Below are 23,960 nucleotides of genomic sequence, written 5' to 3' on the forward strand. Positions count from 1 at the left end.
GGTGTGGGCTCGGCCGGCCCGGCGAACGGGTCGGCGCTCGGCCGCGGCGACGGTGGCGTCGTGGCGCTGGAGGCGCGGACGGCGAGGTTGGGCTGCACCTGCTCGCGCCGCGGCGGCAGGGCCGGGTCGGCGATGCGTTGCAGCAGCAGCTCGGCGGCCCGACGCCCCCGTTCGGCCGAACCGAGCGAGACGCTGGAGAGCTGGGGGAACATCATCTGGGCCAGTTCGGTGTCGTCCATGCCGACCAGCGCGACGTCCTGGGGCACCCGGCGGCCGGTGGCCAGTAGCGCGTGCAGCGCGCCGACGGCGATGAGGTCGTTGGCGCAGATCAGCGCGTCCGGCGCGGCCCGGGCGAGCAGCCGCACGGCGGCGGCGCGGCCGGCCGCGTACTGGAAGTCGCCCACCTCGACGAGGTCCTCGTCGAGCTCGATGCCGTGCCGGGCGAGTGCGGTGCGGAAGCCGGCGTCCCGGGCGGCGCCCGGGACGGTGTCGAGCGGCCCGTTCACGAAGCCGACCCGGCGGCGACCGGTGGCGAGCAGGTGGTCCACGGCGAGCGCGACGCCGTGCCGGGAGTCGGTGCGTACGTTGTCGATCGGGGCGTCCGCACCGAGCTGGCCGACGACCACCACCGGCACCGGGCTGGCGACCAGTGCGCCGAGGTGGTCGTCGGTCACCCGGATCGGCGAGATGATCATCCCGTCGACATAGCGGTTGGCGAGCCGGCGCAGCAGAGTCGTCTCGTTGTCGATCCGCCCGCCGGTGGCGTGCACCACCAGTTGCCGGCCGGACGAGGCGACCACCGCCTCGATGGCCCGCATCATCGCCACGTAGACCGGGTTGCCGATGTCCTCGACGGCGAGCGCGATCAGGCCGGTGCGCTGGGACTGGAGTGAGCGGGCGATGGCGTTCGGTACGTACCCCACCTCGGCGGCCGCGGCGCGCACCTTGCGGACGGTCTCCGGGCTGCCGCCGACGCCGTTGAGGACGCGGGAGGCGGACGCGATGGAGACGCCGGCCCGGGCGGCCACGGTATGCACCGTCGGCCGGCCGTCCGCTGGCTCCTGTAAACGTTTACGACCCACGTACCGTACCTCCGCCCGATCGCTGTAAACGTTTCCGGGGAGTCTGCCCCCGGCTTCGCCGAGAGGTCAAGGGCTCGTTACGAAAACGTTTCCAATCGCTCTGACCAGCACCGTCGTCGATCCGGCCGGCAGGCACCAAAGCGCCGACGGTCCGACACTCCGGCGCAATTACGGTCAGCCCGACCGCTTTGCCGACGGGAACCACGCGCCCCACGCCAACGCACGCCCGGGCAGTCCATCGACCGGGTTCGGTGCGAGCGAGACGGACCGACCCCGGGGCGAACCGGCGGAGAGAACGGCCGAGACGAACCGATCACGAGCAGGAGCAGCCGGGAGAGACCCGGCGCGAGCAGGACCGGCCGAGAGAGATCGGCCGTGAGCGGGACCCGAGAAAGACCGGGCGCGAGCAGGACCGGCCGAGAGAGATCGGCCGTGAGCGGGACCCGAGAAAGACCGGGCGCGAGCAGGACCGGCCGAGGCGGACCGGTCCCGGGACCGAAACCGAGCGAGGCGGACCGGTCCCGGGACGGAAACCGAGCGAGGCGGACCGGGCGCGGGGCGAAGACGCCCGCGCGGCTCAGGAGCGGCGGTCGCGCTCCTGAGCGAGCCGCTCGTCGAGGCGGCCGAGTTCGTAGATCGCGTTCAGGTTCGTGGGGAGCCGGGTCACGTTCTCGGCGGTGTCGTCCGGCCCGGGCGGCACCGGCCCGACCCGGGCCGGTGCCGGAGTCGGAGCCGGCGGCGCGGCGGTGGGCGCGGGGCGCCGACGCACGAGCAGGACCACCGGCAACGCCAGGACGCCGATGGCGAAGAGCAGCGCGGCCCAGCGCAGCACCGGGTCGGTCCGCACGACGGTCGGCACGGCGAGACCGTCCGAGATGGACGGCGCCGCCTCCGGCGCACCGGCGGGCTGCGGCACGACGGTCACCACGACGTCGGGCCCGCCGTCACGACCGGGTCGCACCACGTGACCCGGCAGGCCGGCCGGGCGGCTCGTCGGCGCGCCGCTCGGTCCCAGCCCCGACGGAATGATCGGACCAGGCGTGGGGATCGAGGTGGCGGACGGGCCCGGCGTCGTCGGGGCCGCGGTCGGCCCGGCCGACGGCGGGTCGGTCGGCGGCGGGTCGGTCGGCGGCGGGTCGCCCGCGCCCAGCAGGCCGTCCACCAGGTCACCGAGGCCGCCCACCAGACCGCCGAGGAGACCATCGGGCGCCGACGGGGACGTCGACGGCTGCGGCGCGGGCGCCATCGCGAGAGTCAGGGCGAGCGCGGCCACCACACGCATGGGTTCACCTCGGGAGGGTTCGATATGGGAGGCACGCTACCGCACACTGCGGCTGGCCGGGATTCCCCCGTACGGTGACGCTCCCTCGACCGCTCTCCGACCGGAAGCGGGGGACGCCGTCGCGACGTCCCCCCATCGTCCGGAATGCACCGTCCGGTCAGGACGGCACGCCACCGACCTGGGTGTCGAACCAGAACCGGATCGCCGTCAGGTCGCCGTAAACGGATGGATCCGTCGCGCCGGTTGACCGCCCGGGTCACCCGACGACCGTTCCGCCACTGGTGCGGCTGACGCTGCCCACCCGTACGGGCGACGGGGTCGGGCAGTGCGCGGCGGTGACCGCCCGGTTGACCTTGGTCAGTGAGCCGGTGCAGCCGGAGCGGTAGACCACGAAGGGAGTAGTTCTCGCCGGCCGGCAGCCGCCGACCACGAGCGGCGCGATGCCGTCCGTCCCGCCCCAGGTCTAGGTGGTCGCGGCCGGCGCGGAGAGGCCGGCGGCGAAGAGTTCGACCAGTGGTCGCCAGCTGAACGTGGTCCGCGTACCGGTGCCGCTCGCACCCGCACGCCGATTCGGGCACGACCCGACCGGGGACGGATCTGCGAAGCCGCTGCGCGGCCCGGATCCCGCCGTTAGCGTCGGACGCGAAGGCAATTCGCGAGGGGCGGGACGGCCAGCGCCGGCAGCCGAACGCGGGCGCGTCGGGGACCTGATGGCGACCGCCGGCGGTTGCGCGAGCACGACCGTCCTGACGCGCCGAGCCGGTACCGAGTCCGCACGGAAGGCTTCGCCATGCCCGGAACGACCTCGACCAGCCCTGGCGCGCCCGACGCCGAGGCGGAGACCGGCGGGCACCCGCAGCGCTGGGCGGCGCTCGCCGTCATCGCCATCGCCCAACTGATGGTGGTGCTCGACGCCACCATCGTGAACATCGCGCTCCCCCACGCCCAGGCCGACCTCGGCATCAGCGACGCCAACCGGCAGTGGGTGGTGACCGCGTACACGCTGACCTTCGGTGGTCTGCTGCTGCTCGGCGGCCGGATCGCCGACTACTGGGGTCGCAAGCGGGCCTTCGTGGTCGGGACGGTGGGCTTCGCGCTCGCCTCCGCCATCGGCGGTCTCGCCGGCGACGGGGCCATGCTGTTCGGCGCCCGCGCCCTGCAGGGCGCCTTCGGCGCGCTGCTCGCGCCGGCCTCGCTGGCGCTGCTCACCGTCCTCTTCACCGAGACCCGGGAACGCGCCAAGGCGTTCGCCGTCTACGGCGCGATCGCCGGTGGCGGCTCCGCCGTCGGCCTCCTGCTCGGCGGGGTGCTCACGGAGTACGCCAGCTGGCGCTGGTGCCTGCTGGTCAACATCCCGGTCGCCGCGGTGGCGCTGGTCGCCGCGCTTCCGCTGGTGCCGGAGAGCCGGGCGCACGGCGACACCCGGTACGACGTACCGGGCGCGCTGGTCGTCACCGCCGGCCTCGTGAGCCTGGTGTACGGCTTCACCCAGGCCGCCGAGGACGGCTGGACCGCCCCCGTGACGCTCACCTTCATCCTGGTCGGCGTGGCGCTGCTCGCCGTGTTCGTACTGATCGAGCTCCGCACCAGGAACCCCCTGCTGCCGATGCGGATCCTGCTGGACCGCAACCGCGGCGGCGCGTACCTGGCCTCCACGCTGATCGGCGCCGGCCTGTTCGGGGCGTTCCTGTTCCTGACCATCTACCTGCAGACGGTGCTCCGCTACACGCCGCTGGAGGCCGGCCTCGCCTCGCTTCCGGTCACCGCCGGCGTGCTGATCGCCGCGGGCGGCGCCAGCCAACTGCTGCCCCGCATCGGAGCCAAGCCGCTCATGCTCGGCGGCGCGGTGCTCGCGGCGGGTGGCATGGTGGCGCTCACCCAGGTGGACGTCGACACCTCCTTCGTCGCCCTCCTGCTGCCCGCCCAGATCGTCCTCGGCCTCGGACTCGGCTTCACCTTCGTGCCCCTGTCCAGCCTCGCCCTCTACGGGGTCCCGGAGCACGACGCGGGCGCGGCCAGCGCCACCCTCAACGCCACCCAACAGGTCGGCGGGTCGCTCGGCACCGCACTGCTCAACACGCTCTACACCAGCGCCGTCGCCGGCTACCTGGCGACCCGTACGCCGGATCCGGTCACCCAGGTCCGGGCGCTGCTGCACGGCTACGCGGTGGCGTTCGCCTGGGCTACCGGGCTGATCCTGCTCTCCGGCCTGACCACCCTGTTCCTGATCAGGGTGCGCCGGCAGGACGTGCCCACCGGCGGCCCGGCCCACCTGGGCTGAACCGGCCGACCGCACCGCCACCACCCCGCACCGTCACCCGATCGCGGCCGACCACGCACGTTGGGCTGCGGCGCGTGCGGATGCGTCCGATTCTTGACCTGGCCGGCGCGGCGCCCAGGTTCCACGCCGGAGGCACGAACGGCGATGGCGGGCGAGGAGGTCGCGTGGCGACGTACGAGTACCGGTGTCCGCGTGACGGTGACTTCGAGGTGCGCCTCCCCCTCGGCGAGGCCGGAGCGACGCTCAGCTGCCCCGCCTGTCAGGGGCGGGCCGCCCGGGTCTGGTCCGCGCCCGGGCTGGCCCGGACGCCTCGCGCGCTCGGTGCCGCCCTCGACGGAGCGGCGAGGAGCGCGGAGACGCCGGAGGTCGTGTCGCGCATTCCCGGAGGGCGACCCGCTGTGGCCGCGCCGGCTCATCCGGCTCGGGCGCGACTGCCCCGGTTGTGACAGCACCGGCGGCACCCGCAGCCACGGGAGCCCGCCGACCAGACCGAAGATCACCACCGCGGCGGACGGTGTGACGAAGGGAAGCGGCAGATGCCCGAGGTCATCTTTGCCTTGGACTCGACGAAACGGTTCACGGAGCAGGAGAAGATCGGACACAACCGGTGGCACCCCGACATCCCGCCCGTGGCCACCGTCAAGCCGGGCGCGACGTTCCGGGTGCACTGCCGGGAGTGGTTCGACGGCGAGATCCACAACGACGACTCCGCGGACGACGTCCGCGACGCGCCGCTCTCCATCGTGCACGCGCTGAGCGGCCCGTTCGCCGTGCAGGGCGCCGAGCCCGGTGACCTGCTGATGGTCGACATCCTCGACGTCGGCCCGATTCCGCAGGAGGATTCCGGTCCGCTCGCCGGCCAGGGCTGGGGCTACACGGGCATCTTCGCCAGGCAGAACGGCGGCGGCTTCCTCACCGACCAGTTCCCCGACGCGTACAAGGCGATCTGGGACTTCACCGGGCAGCGGGCCACGTCGCGGCACATCCCCGGCGTCTCCTTCACCGGCATGGTCCACCCCGGCCTGATGGGCACGGCCCCCTCCGCGGATCTCCTCGGCAGGTGGAACCGGCGGGAGCAGGCGCTGGCCGAGACCGACCCGGACCGGGTGCCGCCGCTGGCGCTGCCGCCGCTGCCGCAGGACGCGGTGCTCGGTTCGCTGAGCGGCTCCGATTACGAACGGGCCGCCGCGTCGGCGGCGCGGACCGCCCCGCCGCGGGAGAACGGCGGGAACCAGGACATCAAGAACCTCACCAAGGGATCCCGGATCTTCTATCCGGTCTACGTGCCCGGCGCCAACCTCTCCGTGGGGGATCTGCACTTCTCCCAGGGCGACGGGGAGATCACGTTCTGCGGCGCGATCGAGATGGGTGGCTTCATCGACCTGCACGTCGACCTGATCAAGGACGGGATGCGGACGTACGGGGTGTCGGAGAACGCGATCTTCCTGCCCGGCAACAACAACCCGCAGTACAGCCAGTGGCTCGCCTTCTCCGGCATCTCGGTGACGCTGGACGGGGAGCAGCGCTACCTCGACTCACAACTGGCGTTCCAACGCGCCTGCCTGCACGCGATCGACTACCTCACGAAGTTCGGGTACAGCCCCGAGCAGGCGTACCTGATCCTGGGTGCGGCACCCATCGAGGGCCGCTTCTCCGGGGTGGTGGACATCCCGAACTCCTGCGCGACCGTCTACCTCCCCACCGAGATCTTCGACGTCGACGTCCGCCCGTCGGCGGCCGGCCCGACCCGGGTCACGCAGGGGGCCACGGCGCCGAAGTCGACCTTCTGACCGCCTCGACGTCGGGTCGATCAAGACCGGCTGGGACACGCCGTCGGCCAGGACACACCGCGAGGGGGCGGGCTGGAGCCCGCTGCCGCCGGGTGCCAGACTGCGAGCTCGGGCGGCCCGGTGGGGCGTGCGGTTCAGCAGCGACCGACGACCGGAGCCGTGGACGGGGAGGGAAGGCGTCGTGGGTGACCAATTCGATTCCGGTGCGGAGCCGGCGGACGTGACCGCACCGGTCAACCCCGCCGTACCGCCGAGCGGCACCGGCTGCCTGGAGTGCGACGCCTCCGGTGGGTGGTGGTTCCACCTGCGCCGCTGCGCGGCCTGCGGCCACATCGGCTGCTGCGACTCCTCGCCGAGCCAGCACGCGACCGCGCACGCCGCCGCGACCGGCCACCCCGTCATCCAGAGCTTCGAGCCCGGCGAGTCGTGGTTCTGGGACTACTCCAACGACCAGTTCCTGGAGGGCGGGCCGGAGCTGGCCGAGCCGCAGTCGCACCCGCTCGACCAGCCGGCGCCCGGTCCGCGCGGCCGGGTACCGGCGGACTGGAAGACCCACCTGCACTGAGCCACCCGCTAGGACGGCCACCGGCGCCCTGGCCGGGACACCCCGGGAAGCCCGGATCACGCGGCTCCACGCCCATCGGCGTGGAGCCGCTCTCGGCATGACGGCGATCACCCTCGACCCGACGGCAAGCGGACCAGGTAGTCCGGTACCGTCGTCGACAGCAACCGGACTAGGTGGTCCGGTAAGAGTCGCCGGACGAAAGAAGCTTCGAGTGGCAGACCAGGTGCGCCTCAGCGACGCCCTCAACGAACTGGCCCTCGCGCCCACCCGCGCGTTGGACGACGCCCTGGACGCGTACTACGCGCCGGACTACACCCATCGCAGCGACGGCAAGACGCTCGATCGCGCCGAGTTCACCCAGCTCGTCGCCGGGATGCGGGACCGGGTGGTCAGCGGCACGGTGACGGTGCTCGACGAGATCCGGCACGGCACCACCTACGCCGAACGGCACGTCTACGAGATCACGATGACGGACGGCACCACCGCCCGGCGGGAGATCTCCGTCTTCGGCTCCTTCGCGGAGGACGGCCGGTTCCGGCACCTCAGCGAGACGGGATTCGACCTGGCGCCGGACGAGACCACCCCGACCGCCTGAACAGATCGGAGACCGACGTGCCCCGCCTCACCGACCCCGACCCGAAGCGCCACCCCGACGACCTGCGCGATTTCCTGTCGACCCTCCCGCCGGATCCGCTGGTCAAGATGCTGAGCCACTCGGCCGGCACGGTGAAGCCGTTCATCCAGTTCGCGAGGACGCTCTTCACCCAGCTGGAGCTGCCGGACCGCTCGCGGGAGCTGGTGATCCTGACGGTGGCCGAGCACACCGACTGCGAGTTCGAGGCGGCCCAGCATCAGCCGATGGCGGCGGCTGCCGGCGTGCCGGAACGGGTACGGGAGATCATCGCGGCGCGGGAGATCGACAGCGGCGAGCTCACGCCGTACGACCGGGCACTGATCCGGTTCACCGCCGAGGTGGTGCGGCACCCGCGCGTCCCGGACGAGCTCTTCGCCGAGGTACGGCAGTTCCTCAGCGAGCGGGAGATCGTCGAGGTGCTCCAGGTGATCGGTTACTACTGGGCGTTCGGCCGGGTCTGCACGGTGCTCGACGTCGAGCTCACCAAGGTGTACTCGGACGACACGGTGCTGTCCGACGACTCCGCCGCCTGACGTCGCCCCCACCCGTGACCACCACCGCCCAGGCAGACTGAGCCTCATGACCGCGCCCGACCGCAGCCCGGAACCGACCGGGGCGGAGCCGTCCCATCGACGCCTCGACGCGCGCCGCAATCACGAGAAGGTCATCGCGGCCGCCCGGGAACTCTTCGGCGAACACGGACTACAGGTCACCGTGCCCCAGGTCGCGGAGCGGGCCGGAGTCGGCCGAGCCACCGTCTACCGCAGCTACCCCAGCAAGGACGATCTGATCCTCACGCTCGCCCGGGAACAGCTCCGAGTCCTGGAGCACCGCACGCTCACCGCCCTCGACGACACCGACGTCCGTCAGGCACTGCGTGACTACGTACCCGACCTGTTCGAACGCCTTGCCCAGGACCGGGTGCTCGCCACGGTCTTCTTCGAGGCCCGGCTCGCCCCGGCGAGCCATCTGCTGGACCTGGTCGGCCGGCTGTTCGAAGCGGCCAAGCCGTCGGGCCGGATCCGTGCGGACGCCGACCAACTCGACGTACGAGTCGTGCTCTGCGGAACGATCCGGCAACTCATCATGCTCGACCAGTGGGATCCCGCGCTGTGGCGCCGCTACGGCGAGATGGTGCTCAACGCGTTCCGCGCCTGACCACGGTGCCGGCGGCGGCCCCACGGCCGCCGCCGGCAACTCAACCCTTCACGCAGACCACCTGCTTGAGGTGCGCGACCACCTCGACCAGGTCCTCCTGCCGCGCCATCACCTCGGTGATGTCCTTGTACGCGCCGGGAATCTCGTCCACCACCCCGGCGTCCTTGCGGCACTCCACGCCCGCCGTCTGCGCCGCCAGGTCGTCGGTGTCGAAGGTGCGCTTCGCCTGCGCCCGCGACATCCGCCGCCCCGCCCCGTGCGACGCCGAGCAGTAGGCGTCCGGGTTGCCCTTGCCCCGCACGATGTACGACCCGGTGCCCATCGACCCCGGGATGATGCCCAGGTCCCCCCGGCCGGCCCGGATCGCGCCCTTGCGGGTCACCAGCACGTCCACCCCGCCGTAGCTCTCCTCCGCCACGTAGTTGTGGTGGCAGGAGATCGCCTCGTCGTAGCGCACCTGCGGGAACCGGTCCCGGACCACGTTGCAGAGCACCGCCAGCATCACGGCACGGTTGCGCCGCGCGTACTCCTGCGCCCAGAACAGGTCCCGGCGGTACGCCTCCATCTCCGGCGTGCCGGCGAGGAAGACCGCGAGGTCCCGGTCCGGCAGGTCGGCGTTGTGCGGCAGCCGGCGGGCGACCCCGATGTGCCGCTCGGCCAGCTCCTTGCCGATGTTGCGCGACCCGGAGTGCAGCATCAGCCACACCCGCCCCTCGTCGGCGCCGCCCTGCTCGAGGCAGACCTCGATGAAGTGGTTGCCGCCGCCGAGCGTGCCGAGCTGCCGCTGCGCGCGTACCTCCAGCTGCGCCACCCGACGGTCGAGATCCGCGAACCGCCGCCAGAAGCCGTCCCAGCCGCCCTGCTCCAGGCCGCGTACCCGCCGCGGGTCGACGGCCTTCTCCCGCTGCGCGAAGCCGACCGGGATGACCGCCTCGATCGCCGAACGCAGCCCCGCCAGGTCGTCCGGCAGATCGGCTGCGGTGAGCGAGGTACGCACCGCCGACATACCGCAGCCGATGTCCACGCCGACCGCCGCCGGCGAGACGGCCTGCCGCATCGCGATCACCGAGCCGACCGTGGCGCCCTTGCCGAAGTGGACGTCCGGCATCACCGCGACGCCCTCCACCCAGGGCAGTGCCCCTTTGTTGCGCAACTGCTTCGCCGCCTGCGGCTCGATGCCGTACGGGTCGGTCCAGACCCGTACCGGCGCGCGGGTACCGGCCAGCGGGGTGAAACCCATAGTCGTCTCCTCGTCTCGTGCTCGACTCGTGTCGGAGCGGCTGGCCGGAATCGAACCGGCGACCTTCACCATGGCGAGGTGACGCGCTGCCAGGCTGCGCTACAACCGCGATACCGTCCGGCGCCGCGCGCCGGCACGTAGGCCGTACGGGATTCGAACCCGTGACCTCCCGGGTGAGAACCGGGTGAGCTTCCGCTGCTCCAACGGCCCGTGCCCGGGCGGGTGACCCCCTCGACCCGCCCGGTGCCGGAGCCGCGGACGAAAAAACCGCCCGGACCCCGGCGGGGTGGGCGGCTGCGTGTGTACGCGGGCGCGTCAGTCGCGCCGCCGCCTTCCCCGACACCGGCCCCCCACGAACCGGCCCCGGCCCCGGGTCTCCTCGCCTGTGGCCGGCCACGCACCGCCCTGCGGCGTGGGCCGCACGGCTCGGGTGTTGATGCGTCGCGACACGGCGTACTCCCTGGCGTTCCGCTCGGTTGACCTTGCGGAAACGACGGTATGCGGACCCCGCGCGACCCGCAATCGGAATTACCGGCCACCGCTCGTCCACTCGGTGTGGCGGTCAGCGCCCACCGACGCCGCCGATCGCCTGAGGGATCCGGCCCGGTCCGCCGGTGGGCCGGTTCAGTCGACCGACGAGCGGGCCACCGGGGCGTCGAAGAAGGTGTCCGGATAGGGCTCGTCCTCGTACCTGTAGTGCCACCACTCGCCGGGGTAGTTGACGAACCCGGCGTCGCTCATTAACCGTTCGAGCAGCCTCCGGTTCTCCCGCGCGGTGCCACTGATTCCCGAGGCGGCCGTCCGCGCCCGCGGATCGAAGCAGTCGAAGCCGGTGCCCATGTCGATGCTGTTGTCGGGGAAACGCTGGGCGCGCGGCGCGGTGCACGACACCAGCGGTCGGCCGGGTACGAACGGCGGCTGGCTGGCGGCCGGCACCGCGACCAGCGTCAGGTCCATCGTGCTGCCCCGGCTGTGCGCGGTCGGCGCGCCGATGTACCCGTCGGCGAAGAGCCGGGACTTCGCCACGTGCGGGTAGAACTCGGCCTTCGTCTGCTGCTCGTCGGGGCGCTTGGACCACGCGACGAAGTCGTCCACGGCCGGCACCGGGCGGTAGCAGTCGTACACCTTGAGGCTGTGCCCGCCGGCCAGGGCGGCGTCCTGCACCCGGCGCAGTGCCTCCGCCGCCCGGCGGGTGAGCAGGCAGAGCGGCTCCCGGTAGCCGGTGATCGGACGGCCGACGAAGTTGTGCTCGGTGGCGTACCGGATGTCGGTGAGGATGCGCGGATCGACGTCGCCGAGGACCACGAAGCCGGGTAGCCGCGGCTGCCCGGTGGCGGACGCCGACGGCGTGCCGCCCGCCGGGCCGCTCGGCGACGGCTGCGGGACCGGTGGCGTCGGCGCGGGCCGGGGCTCCGGCCGCGAGCAACCGGCGAGCAGCGCACCGACCGTCAGCAGCGCCGCGCTGACTTGGGCCGCGCAGCGGAGCCGGCCGCCTCGCACCGCACCTGACCCGCCCACCCGTCCTGTCTATCAGCCGCCACCGGCCTCCGGTGCCGGGTCGGCGTCGGCCGCCAGGTGCGTGCCGAGGAATCGCAGCGCCGCCGCGTCGTCCTCGATCCCGCCCGCCTCGTGACCGTTGTAGCGCCACACGGAGAGCTCCGCCGGCCCGGCGTGCGCGTTGACGGCGGCGAACACCGTCGACGGCGGCACGATGTCGTCCATCAACGCCACCGAGTAGCGCGCCGGCAGGTGGCAGCGGCGGGCGAAGTTCACCCCGTCGACGTACGCCAGGGTCGTCAACACCCGCTCCTCGGCGTCCCGGTGGACGGCCAGGTAGTCACGCACCTCCCGGTACGGGCGGGTGTCGGTCACCACGATGGCGCGCGGAACGTCGCAGAGGAACGGCACCCCGGCGACGACCGCGCGCAGGTCGGGCACGAGCGCGCCGGCCGCGAGCGCCAGCGCGCCGCCCTGGCTGTGCCCGAGCGTCGCGACCCGCTGCGGGTCGACCGCCGGCAGGGTCCGGGCGGCGTCCACCGCCCGGACCGCGTCGGTGATCAGACGCCGGTAGTAGTACGTACGGGGCTCGGCGATGCCCCGGGTCATCACCCCGGGCGCCTCCGGGCCCGCCACGGCGGGGTCGGGGGTGTCACCCCGGCTCCACCCCGAGCCCTGCCCGCGGGTGTCCATCTGCAGGTGCGCGTACCCGGCCGCGGCCCAGAGCAGGTTCGCCAGCGGGTGACCCCGCCCGCCGCCGTACCCGGCGTACTGCACGACGGCCGGCAGAGGCGCCCCGGCGCCGATCGGCACCCGCAACCAGGCCCGGACGGGCTGGCCGGCGAAGCCGGGGAAGGTCACGTCGAAGACGTCGATGCCGGCCAGACCGGTCGGCACCGGCTCGACCCGGACGGCGGCGCCGGCCGACCGGGCCTCGGCCAGCGTCTCCGCCCAGAACCGGTCGAAGTCCTCCGGGTCCCGTACGCCGCTGCGGTGCGCGCGCAGCTGCTCCTCGGGCAGGTCGGTGTACACGCCCGGTCAGCCCTCGACCGGCGTGACCGTGATCTCCGGGTGCAGCCGCCTGGTGTGGTCGACGTACCGGACCGGTCCGCGCAGCTCGACCGGCGCGACCAGTCGGGCGTCGGTGCTCGACGCGGCCAGCCGTAGCTCCAGCTCGCCCGGCTCGACGATCCGCCGCCCGTCCTTTCCGGTGAACGAGAACAGGTCGGCCGGCACGGTCAGCTCGACGCGGCACGCGGCCCCCGGGTCGAGTCGTACCCGCTCGTAGCCGATCAGCCGTTGCACCGGCTGCACCACCGAGGCGACCGGGTCGTGCGCGTACAACTGCACGACCTCGCTGCCCCACCGGTCACCGGCGTTGCGCACCGTGAAGCTCAGCCGGAACTCGCCGTGGGTCTGCGCCACCCTCCGTTCGAGGGTGAGGTCGGACCAGTCGAATCGGGTGTAGCTGAGCCCGTGTCCGAACCCGTACGCCGGGGTCGGGTCGATGTTGGAGACGTCGCTGACCTGACCGAGCCGCGCGGTGAGGTACGTCCCGGGTTGCCCACCCGGCCGGCGCGGCACACCGATCGGCAGCCGCCCCTGCGGTTCGACCCGGCCGCCGAGCACCCCGGCGATCGCCGCCATGCCCTCCTCGCCCGGGAAGAAGGACTGCACGATGGCGGCGGCCTCGTCGACCGCGCGGCCGAGCGCGTACGGGCGACCGGCGATCATCGCGACCACCACCGGCGTCCCGGTGTCGAGCAGCGTGTCGAGCAGTTGCTGCTGCACACCCGGCAGGGCCAGCGACTCGGCGTCGCAACCCTCGCCGCTGGTGCCCCGGCCGAAGAGCCCGGCCCGGTCGCCGAGCGCGGCGATCACCACGTCCGCGCCCCGGGCCGCCTCGACGGCCGCCGCGAAGCCGTCGGTCTCCGACCCGTCGACGCTGGCGCCGGCCTCCACCAGCACCTCGGTGGCCGGGAACTCGGCGCGCAGCGCCGCGACCAGCGTGGGCAGTTCGATCCCGAGCGGCACCTGCGGGTGCTTGGCGCCGACGTGCAGCGGGAAGGAGTAGCAGCCGAGCACCGCGGTCGGGTTCTCCGCCTGCGGCCCGATCACCGCGATCCGCCCGGGCGTGGCCAGCGGCAGGAGACCCTCATTGCGCAGCAGGACGACGGCCTCCTCGGCCACCTGCCGGGCGAGTGCCCGGTTGGCCGGCGGGTCCAGGTCGACACGGCCACGGAGCGTCTCCGGGTCGCTGAGGTCGACGCCGTCGAGCGCCGGCGGTACCGGACTCCAGCCGGCGTCTAGGAGCCCGAGCTGGGCCTTCTGCAACAGCACCCGGCGCACCGCCCGGTCGATCAGCTCCTCGGGCACGTCGCCGGTGGCGAGCGCCGCGCGCAGCGGCTCACCGAACGTCTTCACGGTGGGCAGCTCGACGTCCACCCCGGCGGCGAGGGCGGCGCCGGCGGCCTCGCCCCAGCTGCCGGCCACCCCGTGCAGGGCGTGCAGGAACGCGATGCCGAAGTAGTCGGCGACCACGGTGCCGGTGAAGCCCCAGGTCTCCCGGAGCAGACCGGTGAGCAGCTGCTCGTCGGCGGCCGAGGGAATCCCGTCGGTGTCGGTGTAGGCGTGCATCACCGAGCGGACGCCGCTCTCGCGTACCGCCATCTCGAACGGCGGCAGCATGACGTCGGCGCGTTCGCGCGGGCCCATGCCGACCGGGGCGTGGTTGCGCCCGGCGCGGGAGGCGGAGTAGCCCACGAAGTGCTTCAGGGTGGCGACCACCCCCGCCGACTCCAGCCCCTGGATGTACGCGGTGGCGACCGTACCCACCAGGTAGGGGTCCTCTCCGACGGTCTCCTCGACCCGCCCCCAGCGGGCGTCGCGGACGACGTCGAGCACCGGCGCGAGCCCTTGGTGCACGCCGAGACGACGCATGTCGTCGCCGATGGCCGCGGCCATCCGCCGGATCAGCACCGGGTCGAAGGTGGCTCCCCAGGAGAGCGGCACCGGGTACGCGGTGGCCCCCCAGGTGGCGAAGCCGGCCAGGCACTCCTCGTGCGCGAGGGCCGGGATGCCGAACCGGTTCGTCTCGACGATGCGCTGCTGGGTCCGCACCAGCGAGAGCGCGCCCAGCGCCGGGTCCACCGGAGCGGTGCCGAACGGCCGGGTCAGCTGACCGAGGCCGGCCGGCAGCAGCGCGTCGAGGTCGACCGGCTCCTCCATCTCGTGCTGGTACGGGGCGACCTCACCGCCGTCGGCGGAGGCCCCCACCCAGACTCCGTAGAGCTGGGCGATCTTCTCGTGCAGGGTCATCTCGCCGACCAGGGCGTCGACCCGGGTGGGCAGGTCGTAGGTGCTGTCGTTCCAGATGGCGGTGCCTGGTTTGATGTCCACGGTCACGTTGTCGGTCACTTTCCTCCGACGCCCATCAACCCGGGCAACGCCCGATGGGCATACAGGTAAACGGTCATACTGCGTCTCCCCTCCTGCGGCTCGCAGGGCTGCTGTTCAGCCCTTGACCGCACCCTGCAGGCCGCCGACGATCTGCTTCTCGGCGAAGGTGAAGAAGAGAAGTGCCGGCAACATCGCCAGCGACGTGAAGGCGAGGATTCCGGCCGTGTCGGAGGTGTACTGGCTCGAGAAGTTCTGCACGCCCAGCGGCAGGGTGTGCAGGTCGACGTCGCCGAGGACGAGCAGCGGCAGGAGGAACGCGTTCCAGCTGGCCACGAACGCGAGGACCCCGACGGTGACGAGCGCGGGACGCGACAGCGGCAGCAGGATGCGCCAGAGGAAACCCAACCGGCCGGCACCGTCGATCGCGGCGGCGTCCTCCAGTTCGCGGGGGATGGCGGAGAGGAAGGGACGCAGGATGACGATCGTGAGGGGCAGTGAGAAGGCGATCTGCGGGAGGATCACCGCGTAGTAGGAGTTGATGAGGGTCAGGTCGCGCAGCATCAGGTACAGCGGCAGGATCGCCGCGCCGGAGGGGAAGAGCAGGCCGAGGGTGAAGAAGGTGTAGAGACCCTCACGCCCGCGGAAGGTGTATCGGGCGAGCACGAACGCCGCGCAGACGCCGAGCACCACGACGCCGACAGTGGTGCCCAGCGCGATCACCGCGCTGTTGAGCGCTTGTTTCCAGAAGTCGCTCTGCGTCAGCACTCTGACGTAGTTGTCCCAGACCCACGGGTCGGGCAGGCCGGCCGGGTCCGCGATGATCTGCGGGGTGGTGCGGAAGCCGCCGATGATCACGTAGACCACCGGGGCGATCGACACGGCCGCGACCGCGAGGGCCAGCGCGTAGGTGAGGGGGGTGCTCCACGCCACCGGGCGTCGGGTCACGGACGGGTACGGGTCAGCGGCCACTGTCAGTTCACCCTTCCGGTGACGGCGCCCTCGATGTCACGGCGGAGCAGGAAACGCTGGAACAGCAGCGCCGCGACGAACGAGATGACGAACAGGATCACGGCCACCGCGTTGCCGTAGCCCCAGAGCCGAGCGAAGAAGCCGTTGTCCACCATGTACGTGGCCATGGTGGCCGAGGCGCCGAGCGACCGCACCGCCGGCACCGAGGTCACCCAGATGACCTCGAAGGCCTGCAACGAACCGATCATCGAGAGGAACATCCAGATCCGGATCGTCGGCCCCAGCAGCGGGAGCATGACGTGACGCTGGGTCTGCCACCAGCTCGCGCCGTCGATCGCGGCCGCCTCGGTCAGCTCCTGCGGTACGTTCGACAGGCCGGCCAGCAGCAGGATGATGGCGAAGCCGACGTACTTCCAGGTGAGGACGAACAGCATCGTCCAGATGACCACGTCGAGGTCGGCGAGCCACGCCCGCACCAGGCTGCCCAGGCCCAGCGACCGCAGCAGCGCGTCGACCGTCCCGTTGTCGGTCAGGAGCAGCTTCCACATGATGCCGGCGGTGACTTCGGCGAGCACGTAGGGCACGAAGACGAGCAGGCGGAACACGGCGCGTCCACGGAAACGCCGGTTCAGCAGCAGGGCCACGGCCAGCGCGATGGGGCCCTGGACGACCAGCGATCCGACCACGATGATGGCGTTGTTGCGCAGCGCGTCGAGGAAGATCGGGTCCTGGAAGGCGAGCACGTAGTTGTCGAATCCGACGTAGTCGGTCGGCGGCCCGATCCCTCGCCAGCGGAAGAGGCTGTAGTAGACCGCGAACCCCATCGGGACCAGCACGAACATCACGTAGACGATGACCGCGGGCAGGGTGAGCCCGATGATCTCGTACCACTTGCGCCGGGTCTGCGCGGCCCGAAGGGACGAGTGCCGGTTCGGCCGGAGGCCCGCCGGCGGCGCGTCGGCACCGCCGGCGGGGCTCAGGGTCGGGTTGGTGGAGGTCACTTCTTCGCGGCCGCCTTCATCGCGTCGACGACCTGCTCGGCGGTCCCGTTGCCGGCGAACATCGCGACGATGGCGTCGTTCATCGCGTTCCCGACGGTGCTGCCGAAGGCCGTGTCCAGCCAGAGCTGCACGTAGGTCGCGTTGGAGGTGGCGTCCAGGATGGACTTCAGGGCCGGGTCGGTGACGCCGGCTCCGGCGGCCTTGCTGACGGGCAGACCGGTGCCGGTCTCGGCGTATCCCTTCTGCACCTCCGGGCTCACGAGGTATCTGAGGAACTCGACGCACTCGGCCGGGGCCTGCTTGGCGCAGGCGAATCCGTCACCGCCGCCGAGGGCCGCCTTCGGGTCGCCGGCGGAACCGGAGATCGCCGGTACGGGGAACCAGCCGATGAACTTGCCGAGCGCCTCCCGGTCCTCGGCGACGGTGTCGAGGGTGCCCCGGTTCCAGTCGCCCATGAGTTCCATCGCGGCCTTGCCGTTGGCCAGCAGGCCGTTGGCGCTCGTCGCGTCGTTCTGCCCAGGGGTGGCGATGTAGTTCGGCTGGAACGGGTTGGTGCCGATGAAGGTCTTGAGGTCCTGGCCGGCCTTGACGAAGCAGGGGTCGTCGAAGACGAGCTCGGCGGAGGCCTTCTTGAGGGTGTCGACCGAGCAGGCGCGCAGCGCGAAGTTGTACCACCAGTGGGCGGCGGGCCACTTGTCACCGGCGCCCAGGGCGATCGGGATGACGTTGATGGCCTTGAGCTTGGTGACCGCGTCGTTGAGTTCGTCGAAGGTGGTCGGAGGCGCGGCGATGCCCGCCTTCGCGAACATCTCCTTGTTGTACCAGACGCCTTCGATGCCCATGCGGTACGGCAGACCGTACTGCTTGCCGTTCACCTTCCAGATCTCGGCGGCGCTACCGATCTCGGCGATCTCCGTCTTGGCCTGCTCGCTCAGGTCCTTCAGGTAGTCGGCCTCCACCTGCTCACGCATCTCACCGCCACCCCACGCCTGGAAGACGTCCGGCGGGTCGTTGCTCAGCAGCGCGGCAGGCAGCCGGGTGCGCTGGAGCTGGTTGGTCTCGATCGCCTCGATCTGGACCTTGACGGTCGGGTGGAGCGCGGAGAAGTCCTTGGCGACCTTCTCCCAGTAGGTCTTCAGAGGCCCCTCCTGGGAGGCGTTGTGCCACCAGGTCAGAGTCACCGGGTTCTGGTAGAGCTCGCTCTCGGCGGGGGCTTCGCTGTCGCCGCCGTTACACCCGGCGACGAGCAGTGCGGTGGTAAGGAACAGCGCCAGGCCGGCGCCCGCGCGGTGCTTCATCGCCATCGACACGTCTCCTCGACTAGCAGTGGCGGGAATCAGGTGCGGCGAGTTTTACAGCCCCGTAACCGAGTGTCAACCGTTGTCGATAACGTTTTCGAAACCCCGATGAGACGTCCCCGTGGGCCCTCTATCATCGTCGGCGTGACCTTCCCGGAGCGTGTCAAGATGTCGGACGTGGCCCGAACGGCCGGCGTCTCGGTGGCTACCGTGTCGAAGGTCGTCAACAACCGATACGGCGTCGCCCAGGCGACCGTGGAGCGCGTACGGCAGGTCATCCACCAGCTCGGATACGAGGCCAGCCTGGGGGCCCAGAGCCTGCGCAGCCACCGCACGAACGTCCTGGGCATCCTGGTCGCCGAGTTCGAGCCGTTCTCGACAGAGCTGCTCAAGGGGGCCTCCAAGGAGGTCGGCGGCACCGGCTACCAGCTGCTGGCCTACTCCGGGGGCGACGGCGACGGGACGGCCATCGGCTGGGAACGGCGCTCGCTGGCCCGCCTCTCCGGGACCCTCATCGACGGGGCCGTCATCGTCACGCCGACCGTGGTCGAGACCAAGCAGGGCTTCCACGTGGTGGCCGTCGACCCGCACACCGGTCCCTCCGGCCTGCCCACCGTCGACTCCGACAATTTCGCCGGCGCCGTACTCGCGACCAACTACCTGCTGTCGCTCGGCCACCGCCGCATCGGGCACATCAGTGGACGCCCGGACCTGGAGTCGGCCCGCCTGCGCGAGGCGGGCTTCCGCAGGGCCATGGCCGACGCCGGAGTGCCGGTCGACGAGAGACTCGTGCGCGTCGGAGGGTTCCGGATCGAGAGCGCAGCCACCACGGCCGCCGAACTGCTCGCGCTCCCGCAGCGGCCGACCGCCGTCTTCGCCGGAAATGACCTCTCCGCGATCTCCACGGTGGATGTGGCGCGGAAGGTCGGCCTCACCGTGCCCGACGACCTGTCCGTCATCGGCTTCGACAACATCCCGGAGTCGGCGCTGGTCAACCCGCCGCTGACCACGATCGCGCAGCCCCTGCAACGCATGGGCGCCGAGGCACTGCGGCTGCTCATCGACCTGATCGGTGGCGTCGAACGCGACACGCACGTCCGGCTGCCCACCGAGCTGGTCGTCCGCGCGTCCTGCGCGCCGGCGCCCTCGCTCCCCCCACCGGTCCGGCCCTTCTCGCCCTAGCCGTCACGGTGGTGGCGCCGGCAGGACCCCGGCTCAGCCCGGCGGATGGACGCGGTTCAGGAAGTCCCGGGCCAGGGCCACCACCTCGTCCAGGTTCGTCTCCAACGCCCAGTGCCCGCCGTCGAGCAGATGCAGCTCGGCGTCGGGCAGGTCACGCAGGTACGCCCGCGCCGCGGCGGCCGGCATGTAGCCGTCGTGGGGTCCCCAGACGATCAGCGTGGGCGGCCGGCGCTCCCGCAGGTACGCCTGGATGGCCGGAAAATCGGCGAGCGTGTTGGCCTGATCGGTGAAGAGCCCGACGATGATCTCCGGACGCGGCGGCGTACGCAGCTGCGCCCAGGCGAGCGTCCACAGGTCGGGGCTGACCCGGTCGACCAGCCGCTCGGGCAGTTCCCCGACGAACTCGTCGCGGAACCCCTCCTCGCTGACGTTGCCGGCCAGCTCCGCGCGTCCCCGCGGCGTGGGGTCCGCCCAGTAGCGCCGCAGCGGCACGTACTTCGGGCCGAACTCGTCGAGGTAGACGTCCCCGTTCTGCACGATCAGCGCGGCCACCCGCTCCGGTGCCGACATGGCGAGCCGGAACCCGTGCTGCGAGCCGTAGTCGTGCAGGTAGATCGCGTACCGCCGCAGACCCAGGGTGTCCACGAAGCGACGCAGGAAGCGCCCGTAGCCGGCGAAGGTGTAGGCGAAGTCCGCCGGGTCGGGCGTGGCGCTGTAGCCGAAGCCCGGCAGGTCCGGCGCGACGAGCCGCCACCGGTCGCCCAGAGCGGTCATCAGGTTGCGGAACTGGAACGACGAGCAGGGATAGCCGTGCGGCAGCAGGACGACCGGGGCCCCCGCCGGCCCCGCCTCCCGGTAGAACACCTCGACGCCGTCCACGAGGACCCGCCGGTGCCGGACGTACGCCGCCATCCACACCCCCCTCGCACCCGCCAGGGTCATCCCCGCTCGGGCGCGGGTCATGCCGGCGGGAGACCCCGGCCCGGTCGTGCCGGGATCCCCCACCTCGGCAGGCGTCAGTGGTGGTGCCGTACGGCCTTGCGGATCTCCACCGGCAGGGCCGGGGCGCCGTCGACCGGGGCCGGGTCCTCCGCGGTCGGGGCGATCCCCCCGGCCGCGATCCGGTCGAGCGTGGCGAGCCCGGCCGCGTCCACCGAACCGAAGACCGTGTAGTTCGGCCGCAGCGCCGAGTCGGCGTACACCAGGAAGAACTGGCTCCCGTTGGTGTCCGGGCCGGCGTTGGCCATGGCGAGGGTGCCCCGCGCGTAGAGTCGCCGCTCGCCCGTCGGGTCGGTGGGCGCCGGCGGCAGATCGGTCGGCAGCTCGTCCCGGTAGCGGTAACCCGGCCCGCCCGAGCCGGTGCCGGACGGATCGCCGCACTGCAGGACGCTCAGCGTCGGGTACGCGGTCAGCCGGTGGCACGAGGTCCGGTCGTAGAAGCGGTGCCGGGTCAGGTGCAGGAAGCTCTGCACCGTGCACGGCGCCGCCGCCCGGTCCAAGGTCAACCCGATGGATCCGTGGTTGGTGCGGAGCGTCACCCGCACGCGACCCTTGTCCGGGGTACGGCGGGGGTCGGGCGGCAGCGGAACCGGCCGGACCGCCGGATCCTCCGGAGTCGCCGTGTAGCCGCAGGGACCGGGGGTGGTACGCGGGCCCCCCTGGGCGGCGGCCGGTACGACGCCGACGCCGGTCGCCGTGGCGGGCGCGGCCACCGCGGCGGTGGCGCCGGCGGCGACCAGCGCACCGGCGAGCAGCGCCACGCTGCCGAGACGCGGCAGCGTACGCCGCGCGCGACGCGGGGCGGGGACAGGCAGCGGTCGAGGTTCACGCGACACGGGCATCCTCCTGGACTCGTGGTGCCGGAGCGACCGGAGTCTATGGACATCCGTCGGCGGTTGTCGATGCGCGACCTGCTCCGGGCGCGTCGTCCGGACCGCTACCCGCTCCCGCGCCACCGGCATGGCAGCGTCCGCCGGCGCGCATCGCGAGCTGCTCGCCTCCGGCTCAGGCGCCGCCCCGACGCCCCGCACGGCGGCGCCACAGCAGGCCGGTCAGCAGGACCACGCTCGCCGTGGCGACGAGCGCCCCCACCGACCAGGAGCTCGATCTTCCACCGCCGACCGCGCCACTCGCGGCGGCCGGCCGCGCCTCGCCGGTGGCGGTGGTGGGAGTCGGGTCCGGCGTCGGCGTCGCGATCAGCTCCCCCGGCTCGACCAACCGCCCCACCGCGGCCGTCGCCGGCAGCGCGAAGCCCCAGTCCAGCAGCGCCGCGCCCTGCTCCCACCCGCGCCTCGGTTCAGATTCGGCGCCGAGCAGCGTGACGACCAGCCGCCGGCCACCCCGCTCGGCCGCCCCTACGTAGGTGTGCCGGGCCAGGTCGGTGTAGCCGGTCTTACCGCCCAACGCTCCCGGGTAGTCGAAGATGAGCCGGTTCTCGTTCTGGATCTGGAAGCCCTTGGTGTGCTGCGCCGGCTGAGCCGGGATCCGGGCCAGCTCGGTCAACGTGTACCGCCGGAAGGTCGGGTCGGCGAAGCACGCCCGGGCGATCAACGCCAGGTCGTACACGCTGGTGAACTGCCCGCGCCCGTCCAGTCCGGAGGGGGTGACCGCGTGCGTCTGGAGCGCGCCGAGCCGGTGCGCGTACTCGTTCATCTCGCGTACCCCGCCGGCCGCGCCGTCGGCGCCCCCGCCGAGCCGCGCCAGCACGTTGGCCGCGTCGTTGCCCGAGTTCAGCAGCAGCCCGAGCCAGACCGTCTCGACGGTGTACCGCCCGCCCTCGACCAGGCCGACCGCGGAGGAGCCCGGCTCGAAGTCCATGTCCTCGTCGGTGACCGTGACGACCTGCTTCGGGTCCAGCCGGGGCAGCATCGTCGCGGCGAGAAGGAGCTTCTGCACACTCGCCGGTGGACCGTGCTCGTGCGGACCACAGCCGCCCAGCACCTGACCGGTGTCCAGGTCGGCCACGAGCCACGAGGTGGCGGTGACCCGGGGTGGCGTGGGCGCCCCCGGCGGCACGATCAGCCCGGCGGTGGCCAGCGCCGTACCCCCGACGGCACGGTCGCGCGCACCGGCCGGCGGCGGGGACGGGCGCGCGGGCCGGGAAGGCGCCGGAACGGCCGCCCGCGGGCACGGCACGGCCGCTGCGACGCCCGCCGGTACGGCACGGCCGGCGCGGGCGGCGGTGGGCGGCGCCGCCGCAGCGGGAACGGCGGCGCCGACGGTGAGCAGCGCGGCGGTCGCCGTGGTGGTCAGCAGCCGATCTCTCATGCCAGCACCCTAATCCCGAAAACGGGCAAACCGGGGCAGTACGTCGCTGACTGACCGCCCGGCGTGAACCGGCTCTGACGGCGACCGGTCGGCAGCCGATCCGCCTCGTGCGCCGTCACACGAGGCGGCGCAGCCACCGTCGCTGCCAGGGCGTCTCCACCGCCCGCGGCCGGTAGTGGGCGCGCACCCACTCCACCACCCGCTCGGCGGGCATACCGTCGAGCACCGCGAGCGCGGCCAGGGCGGTGCCGGTACGACCCTGGCCGCCACGGCAGGCCACCTCGACACGCTCGCCGGCATGTGCGCGGCGCAGCGCCTCACTGAGGGCGTCCAGGGCGTCGGCGCGGTCGACCGGAACCCAGAAGTCGGGCCACCGGATTCGCCGGTGCGGCCAGTCCGGTGCCGGACCGGGAGCCAGCAGCAGTGCGAAGTCCGCCGGGGACGCCTCATCGGCGATTCGCCGCCCGCGGACCGCGGCACCGCTGGGCAGTACGACGACACCGGACTGCGCCGCCCAGGACGACTCGACACTCATCCCGGCATTCTGCCGTACGGAGCGGCGCCGGAAACGACAGCGCCGCCCCCGACCAGACGGTCGAGGGCGGCGCTTGGAGTGCCGGTGTGTAGGTCGCCTCGCGGCGAGTGGCGCGACGCGGCTCCAGCCGAACGGTATTCCGCGAAGGCATTTATCAGGTGAGGCCCGGGGACACTGAGCACACCGACACCCCACACAACGTACCCGCGCCCGCGCTTCTTCCCACCTCCCGGAACCATCTCGTCTCCGCCGCCACGCACGGATCTTGGACACGTGACGGGTCACCGCGAGCGGAACTGTCCGAGATCCGGTGTCTGCGCCGGCTCCTCCCGTACGCCCGACCCTCGGGGTGACCGTTCCGACCGTTCCGCTTGTTCGTGTCGCTTCCGTTCTGTGTGCGGATGTGTCGCTGGCCGGCACCCGTGGTGGGTGCCGGCCAGCGGTCGGGTCGTGCTGTGTTGCTGTGTGGTCGTGCTGTGGTGCTGTGTGGTTGTCAGCTGTTCCAGTACTGGGCGACGAGGTCGGCGGCCTGCTGTTCCCACTGGGCGTAGGCGTCCGGGTAGGCCGACACCTGCACGGTCTGCGCGGCGTCGGTCAGGGGCATGTCCTGCCAGCCGTCGACCTGCTTGAGACCCTTCAGGAACGCGGTGGTCGAGTACTGCGGGTCGGTGATCTGCTCCGGCGTACCCCAACCGGAGGTGGGGCGCTGCTGGAACAGGCCCAGCGAGTCGTGGTCGTTGGCGTCGCCGAGGTGACCCAGGTTGTGCAGCTTCGACTCCT

21 protein-coding genes, 2 tRNA genes and 2 pseudogenes are annotated in these 23,960 nt (G+C 72.4%); 8 read left to right on the forward strand and 17 right to left on the reverse strand.

The window, feature by feature from the left end:
* The 3 genes and pseudogenes from E1211_RS17535 to E1211_RS33925 all read right to left on the reverse strand — a co-directional run.
* On the reverse strand, window positions 1-1,028 hold a 1,028-nt coding region (locus E1211_RS17535), incomplete at its 3' end, for a LacI family DNA-binding transcriptional regulator (protein ID WP_243709571.1).
* A gap of 631 nt (window positions 1,029-1,659) precedes the next feature.
* The gene (locus E1211_RS17540; protein ID WP_132350078.1) at window positions 1,660-2,364 is read right to left on the reverse strand and encodes a hypothetical protein; all 705 of its coding nucleotides are present in this window, start codon (window positions 2,362-2,364) and stop codon (window positions 1,660-1,662) included.
* A gap of 259 nt (window positions 2,365-2,623) precedes the next feature.
* A pseudogene (locus E1211_RS33925) lies at window positions 2,624-2,824 on the reverse strand (peptidase S1); the annotation flags it as partial.
* A gap of 330 nt (window positions 2,825-3,154) precedes the next feature.
* Between E1211_RS33925 and E1211_RS17550 the strand changes: the two are divergent.
* The 7 genes from E1211_RS17550 to E1211_RS17580 all read left to right on the forward strand — a co-directional run bounded on the left by E1211_RS17550 (window position 3,155) and on the right by E1211_RS17580 (window position 8,792).
* A complete protein-coding gene (locus E1211_RS17550) occupies window positions 3,155-4,645 on the forward strand; it encodes an MFS transporter (protein WP_132350079.1) in 1,491 nt (496 codons plus the stop codon).
* Between the two features lie 164 nt (window positions 4,646-4,809).
* Window positions 4,810-5,091 carry an FmdB family zinc ribbon protein gene (locus tag E1211_RS17555; RefSeq protein ID WP_132350080.1) on the forward strand — a complete coding sequence of 94 codons (282 nt, stop codon included), beginning with the start codon at window positions 4,810-4,812 and terminating at the stop codon, window positions 5,089-5,091.
* Window positions 5,092-5,181: 90 nt separating this feature from the next.
* A complete protein-coding gene (gene fmdA, locus E1211_RS17560) occupies window positions 5,182-6,435 on the forward strand; it encodes a formamidase (protein WP_132350081.1) in 1,254 nt (417 codons plus the stop codon).
* Between the two features lie 181 nt (window positions 6,436-6,616).
* Window positions 6,617-7,000 carry a UBP-type zinc finger domain-containing protein gene (locus E1211_RS17565; RefSeq protein ID WP_243709572.1) on the forward strand — a complete coding sequence of 128 codons (384 nt, stop codon included), beginning with the start codon at window positions 6,617-6,619 and terminating at the stop codon, window positions 6,998-7,000.
* A gap of 211 nt (window positions 7,001-7,211) precedes the next feature.
* On the forward strand, window positions 7,212-7,595 hold the full coding sequence (locus E1211_RS17570) for a nuclear transport factor 2 family protein (RefSeq protein ID WP_132350082.1): 384 nt from the start codon (window positions 7,212-7,214) through the stop codon (window positions 7,593-7,595).
* A 17-nt stretch (window positions 7,596-7,612) separates the two neighbouring features.
* Window positions 7,613-8,167, forward strand: coding sequence for a carboxymuconolactone decarboxylase family protein (locus E1211_RS17575; protein WP_132350083.1), 555 nt, complete (start codon window positions 7,613-7,615; stop codon window positions 8,165-8,167).
* 46 nt (window positions 8,168-8,213) lie between these two features.
* On the forward strand, window positions 8,214-8,792 hold the full coding sequence (locus E1211_RS17580) for a TetR/AcrR family transcriptional regulator (RefSeq protein ID WP_132350084.1): 579 nt from the start codon (window positions 8,214-8,216) through the stop codon (window positions 8,790-8,792).
* Window positions 8,793-8,832: 40 nt separating this feature from the next.
* Here E1211_RS17580 and E1211_RS17585 read toward each other — a convergent pair whose 3' ends face one another.
* From E1211_RS17585 to E1211_RS17625, 9 genes are all read right to left on the reverse strand, one after another.
* Complete coding sequence (locus E1211_RS17585; RefSeq protein WP_132350085.1) at window positions 8,833-10,032, reverse strand: RtcB family protein; 1,200 nt, start codon at window positions 10,030-10,032, stop codon at window positions 8,833-8,835.
* Between the two features lie 35 nt (window positions 10,033-10,067).
* A tRNA-Gly gene (locus tag E1211_RS17590) sits at window positions 10,068-10,141 on the reverse strand.
* Window positions 10,142-10,170: 29 nt separating this feature from the next.
* Window positions 10,171-10,242 (reverse strand) — tRNA-Glu (locus E1211_RS17595).
* A gap of 414 nt (window positions 10,243-10,656) precedes the next feature.
* On the reverse strand, window positions 10,657-11,550 hold the full coding sequence (locus E1211_RS17600) for a M15 family metallopeptidase (protein ID WP_371686167.1): 894 nt from the start codon (window positions 11,548-11,550) through the stop codon (window positions 10,657-10,659).
* Between the two features lie 12 nt (window positions 11,551-11,562).
* Window positions 11,563-12,561 carry an acetylxylan esterase gene (locus E1211_RS17605; RefSeq protein WP_132350086.1) on the reverse strand — a complete coding sequence of 333 codons (999 nt, stop codon included), beginning with the start codon at window positions 12,559-12,561 and terminating at the stop codon, window positions 11,563-11,565.
* A 6-nt stretch (window positions 12,562-12,567) separates the two neighbouring features.
* Window positions 12,568-14,946, reverse strand: a complete 2,379-nt coding sequence (locus E1211_RS17610; RefSeq protein ID WP_243709573.1) for a glycoside hydrolase family 3 N-terminal domain-containing protein — start codon at window positions 14,944-14,946, stop codon at window positions 12,568-12,570.
* A gap of 96 nt (window positions 14,947-15,042) precedes the next feature.
* Window positions 15,043-15,897, reverse strand: coding sequence for a carbohydrate ABC transporter permease (locus E1211_RS17615; protein ID WP_371686168.1), 855 nt, complete (start codon window positions 15,895-15,897; stop codon window positions 15,043-15,045).
* A 2-nt stretch (window positions 15,898-15,899) separates the two neighbouring features.
* Complete coding sequence (locus E1211_RS17620; RefSeq protein WP_132350088.1) at window positions 15,900-16,898, reverse strand: carbohydrate ABC transporter permease; 999 nt, start codon at window positions 16,896-16,898, stop codon at window positions 15,900-15,902.
* Window positions 16,895-18,202, reverse strand: a complete 1,308-nt coding sequence (locus E1211_RS17625; protein WP_132350089.1) for an extracellular solute-binding protein — start codon at window positions 18,200-18,202, stop codon at window positions 16,895-16,897. Before E1211_RS17625 ends, E1211_RS17620 begins: the two co-directional genes overlap by 4 nt.
* Window positions 18,203-18,340: 138 nt before the next feature.
* On the opposite strand from E1211_RS17625, the gene E1211_RS17630 reads away from it, so the two are divergent.
* On the forward strand, window positions 18,341-19,378 hold the full coding sequence (locus E1211_RS17630) for a LacI family DNA-binding transcriptional regulator (protein ID WP_132350090.1): 1,038 nt from the start codon (window positions 18,341-18,343) through the stop codon (window positions 19,376-19,378).
* 33 nt (window positions 19,379-19,411) lie between these two features.
* Here the strand turns inward: E1211_RS17630 and E1211_RS17635 are convergent, their stop codons facing one another.
* The 5 genes and pseudogenes from E1211_RS17635 to E1211_RS17655 form a co-directional block, all read right to left on the reverse strand.
* On the reverse strand, window positions 19,412-20,290 hold the full coding sequence (locus tag E1211_RS17635) for an alpha/beta fold hydrolase (protein ID WP_165947279.1): 879 nt from the start codon (window positions 20,288-20,290) through the stop codon (window positions 19,412-19,414).
* Window positions 20,291-20,394: 104 nt separating this feature from the next.
* Window positions 20,395-21,213 (reverse strand): peptidylprolyl isomerase, encoded by an 819-nt coding sequence (locus E1211_RS17640; RefSeq protein ID WP_371686169.1) that lies wholly within the window; start codon window positions 21,211-21,213, stop codon window positions 20,395-20,397.
* A gap of 169 nt (window positions 21,214-21,382) precedes the next feature.
* On the reverse strand, window positions 21,383-22,645 hold the full coding sequence (locus E1211_RS17645; RefSeq protein WP_132350091.1) for a D-alanyl-D-alanine carboxypeptidase family protein: 1,263 nt from the start codon (window positions 22,643-22,645) through the stop codon (window positions 21,383-21,385).
* A gap of 115 nt (window positions 22,646-22,760) precedes the next feature.
* Window positions 22,761-23,180, reverse strand: coding sequence for a protein-tyrosine phosphatase family protein (locus E1211_RS17650; protein WP_132350092.1), 420 nt, complete (start codon window positions 23,178-23,180; stop codon window positions 22,761-22,763).
* 493 nt (window positions 23,181-23,673) lie between these two features.
* Window positions 23,674-23,960, reverse strand: a pseudogene (locus tag E1211_RS17655) (hypothetical protein); the annotation flags it as partial.

Source organism: Micromonospora sp. 15K316 (genome assembly GCF_004348525.1).
Taxonomy (GTDB): Bacteria; Actinomycetota; Actinomycetes; order Mycobacteriales; family Micromonosporaceae; genus Micromonospora.

Excerpts from the sequence above, each read along its gene's own strand:
- E1211_RS17635 (WP_165947279.1), bottom strand. The coding sequence starts at position 20,290 with ATGGCGGCGTACGTCCGGCACCGGCGGGTCCTCGTGGACGGCGTCGAG.
- E1211_RS17650 (WP_132350092.1), bottom strand. The coding sequence starts at position 23,180 with ATGAGTGTCGAGTCGTCCTGGGCGGCGCAGTCCGGTGTCGTCGTACTG.
- E1211_RS17540 (WP_132350078.1), bottom strand. The coding sequence starts at position 2,364 with ATGCGTGTGGTGGCCGCGCTCGCCCTGACTCTCGCGATGGCGCCCGCG.
- E1211_RS17645 (WP_132350091.1), bottom strand. The coding sequence starts at position 22,645 with ATGAGAGATCGGCTGCTGACCACCACGGCGACCGCCGCGCTGCTCACC.
- E1211_RS17585 (WP_132350085.1), bottom strand. The coding sequence starts at position 10,032 with ATGGGTTTCACCCCGCTGGCCGGTACCCGCGCGCCGGTACGGGTCTGG.
- E1211_RS17580 (WP_132350084.1), top strand. The coding sequence starts at position 8,214 with ATGACCGCGCCCGACCGCAGCCCGGAACCGACCGGGGCGGAGCCGTCC.
- E1211_RS17550 (WP_132350079.1), top strand. The coding sequence starts at position 3,155 with ATGCCCGGAACGACCTCGACCAGCCCTGGCGCGCCCGACGCCGAGGCG.
- E1211_RS17625 (WP_132350089.1), bottom strand. The coding sequence starts at position 18,202 with ATGGCGATGAAGCACCGCGCGGGCGCCGGCCTGGCGCTGTTCCTTACC.
- fmdA (WP_132350081.1), top strand. The coding sequence starts at position 5,182 with ATGCCCGAGGTCATCTTTGCCTTGGACTCGACGAAACGGTTCACGGAG.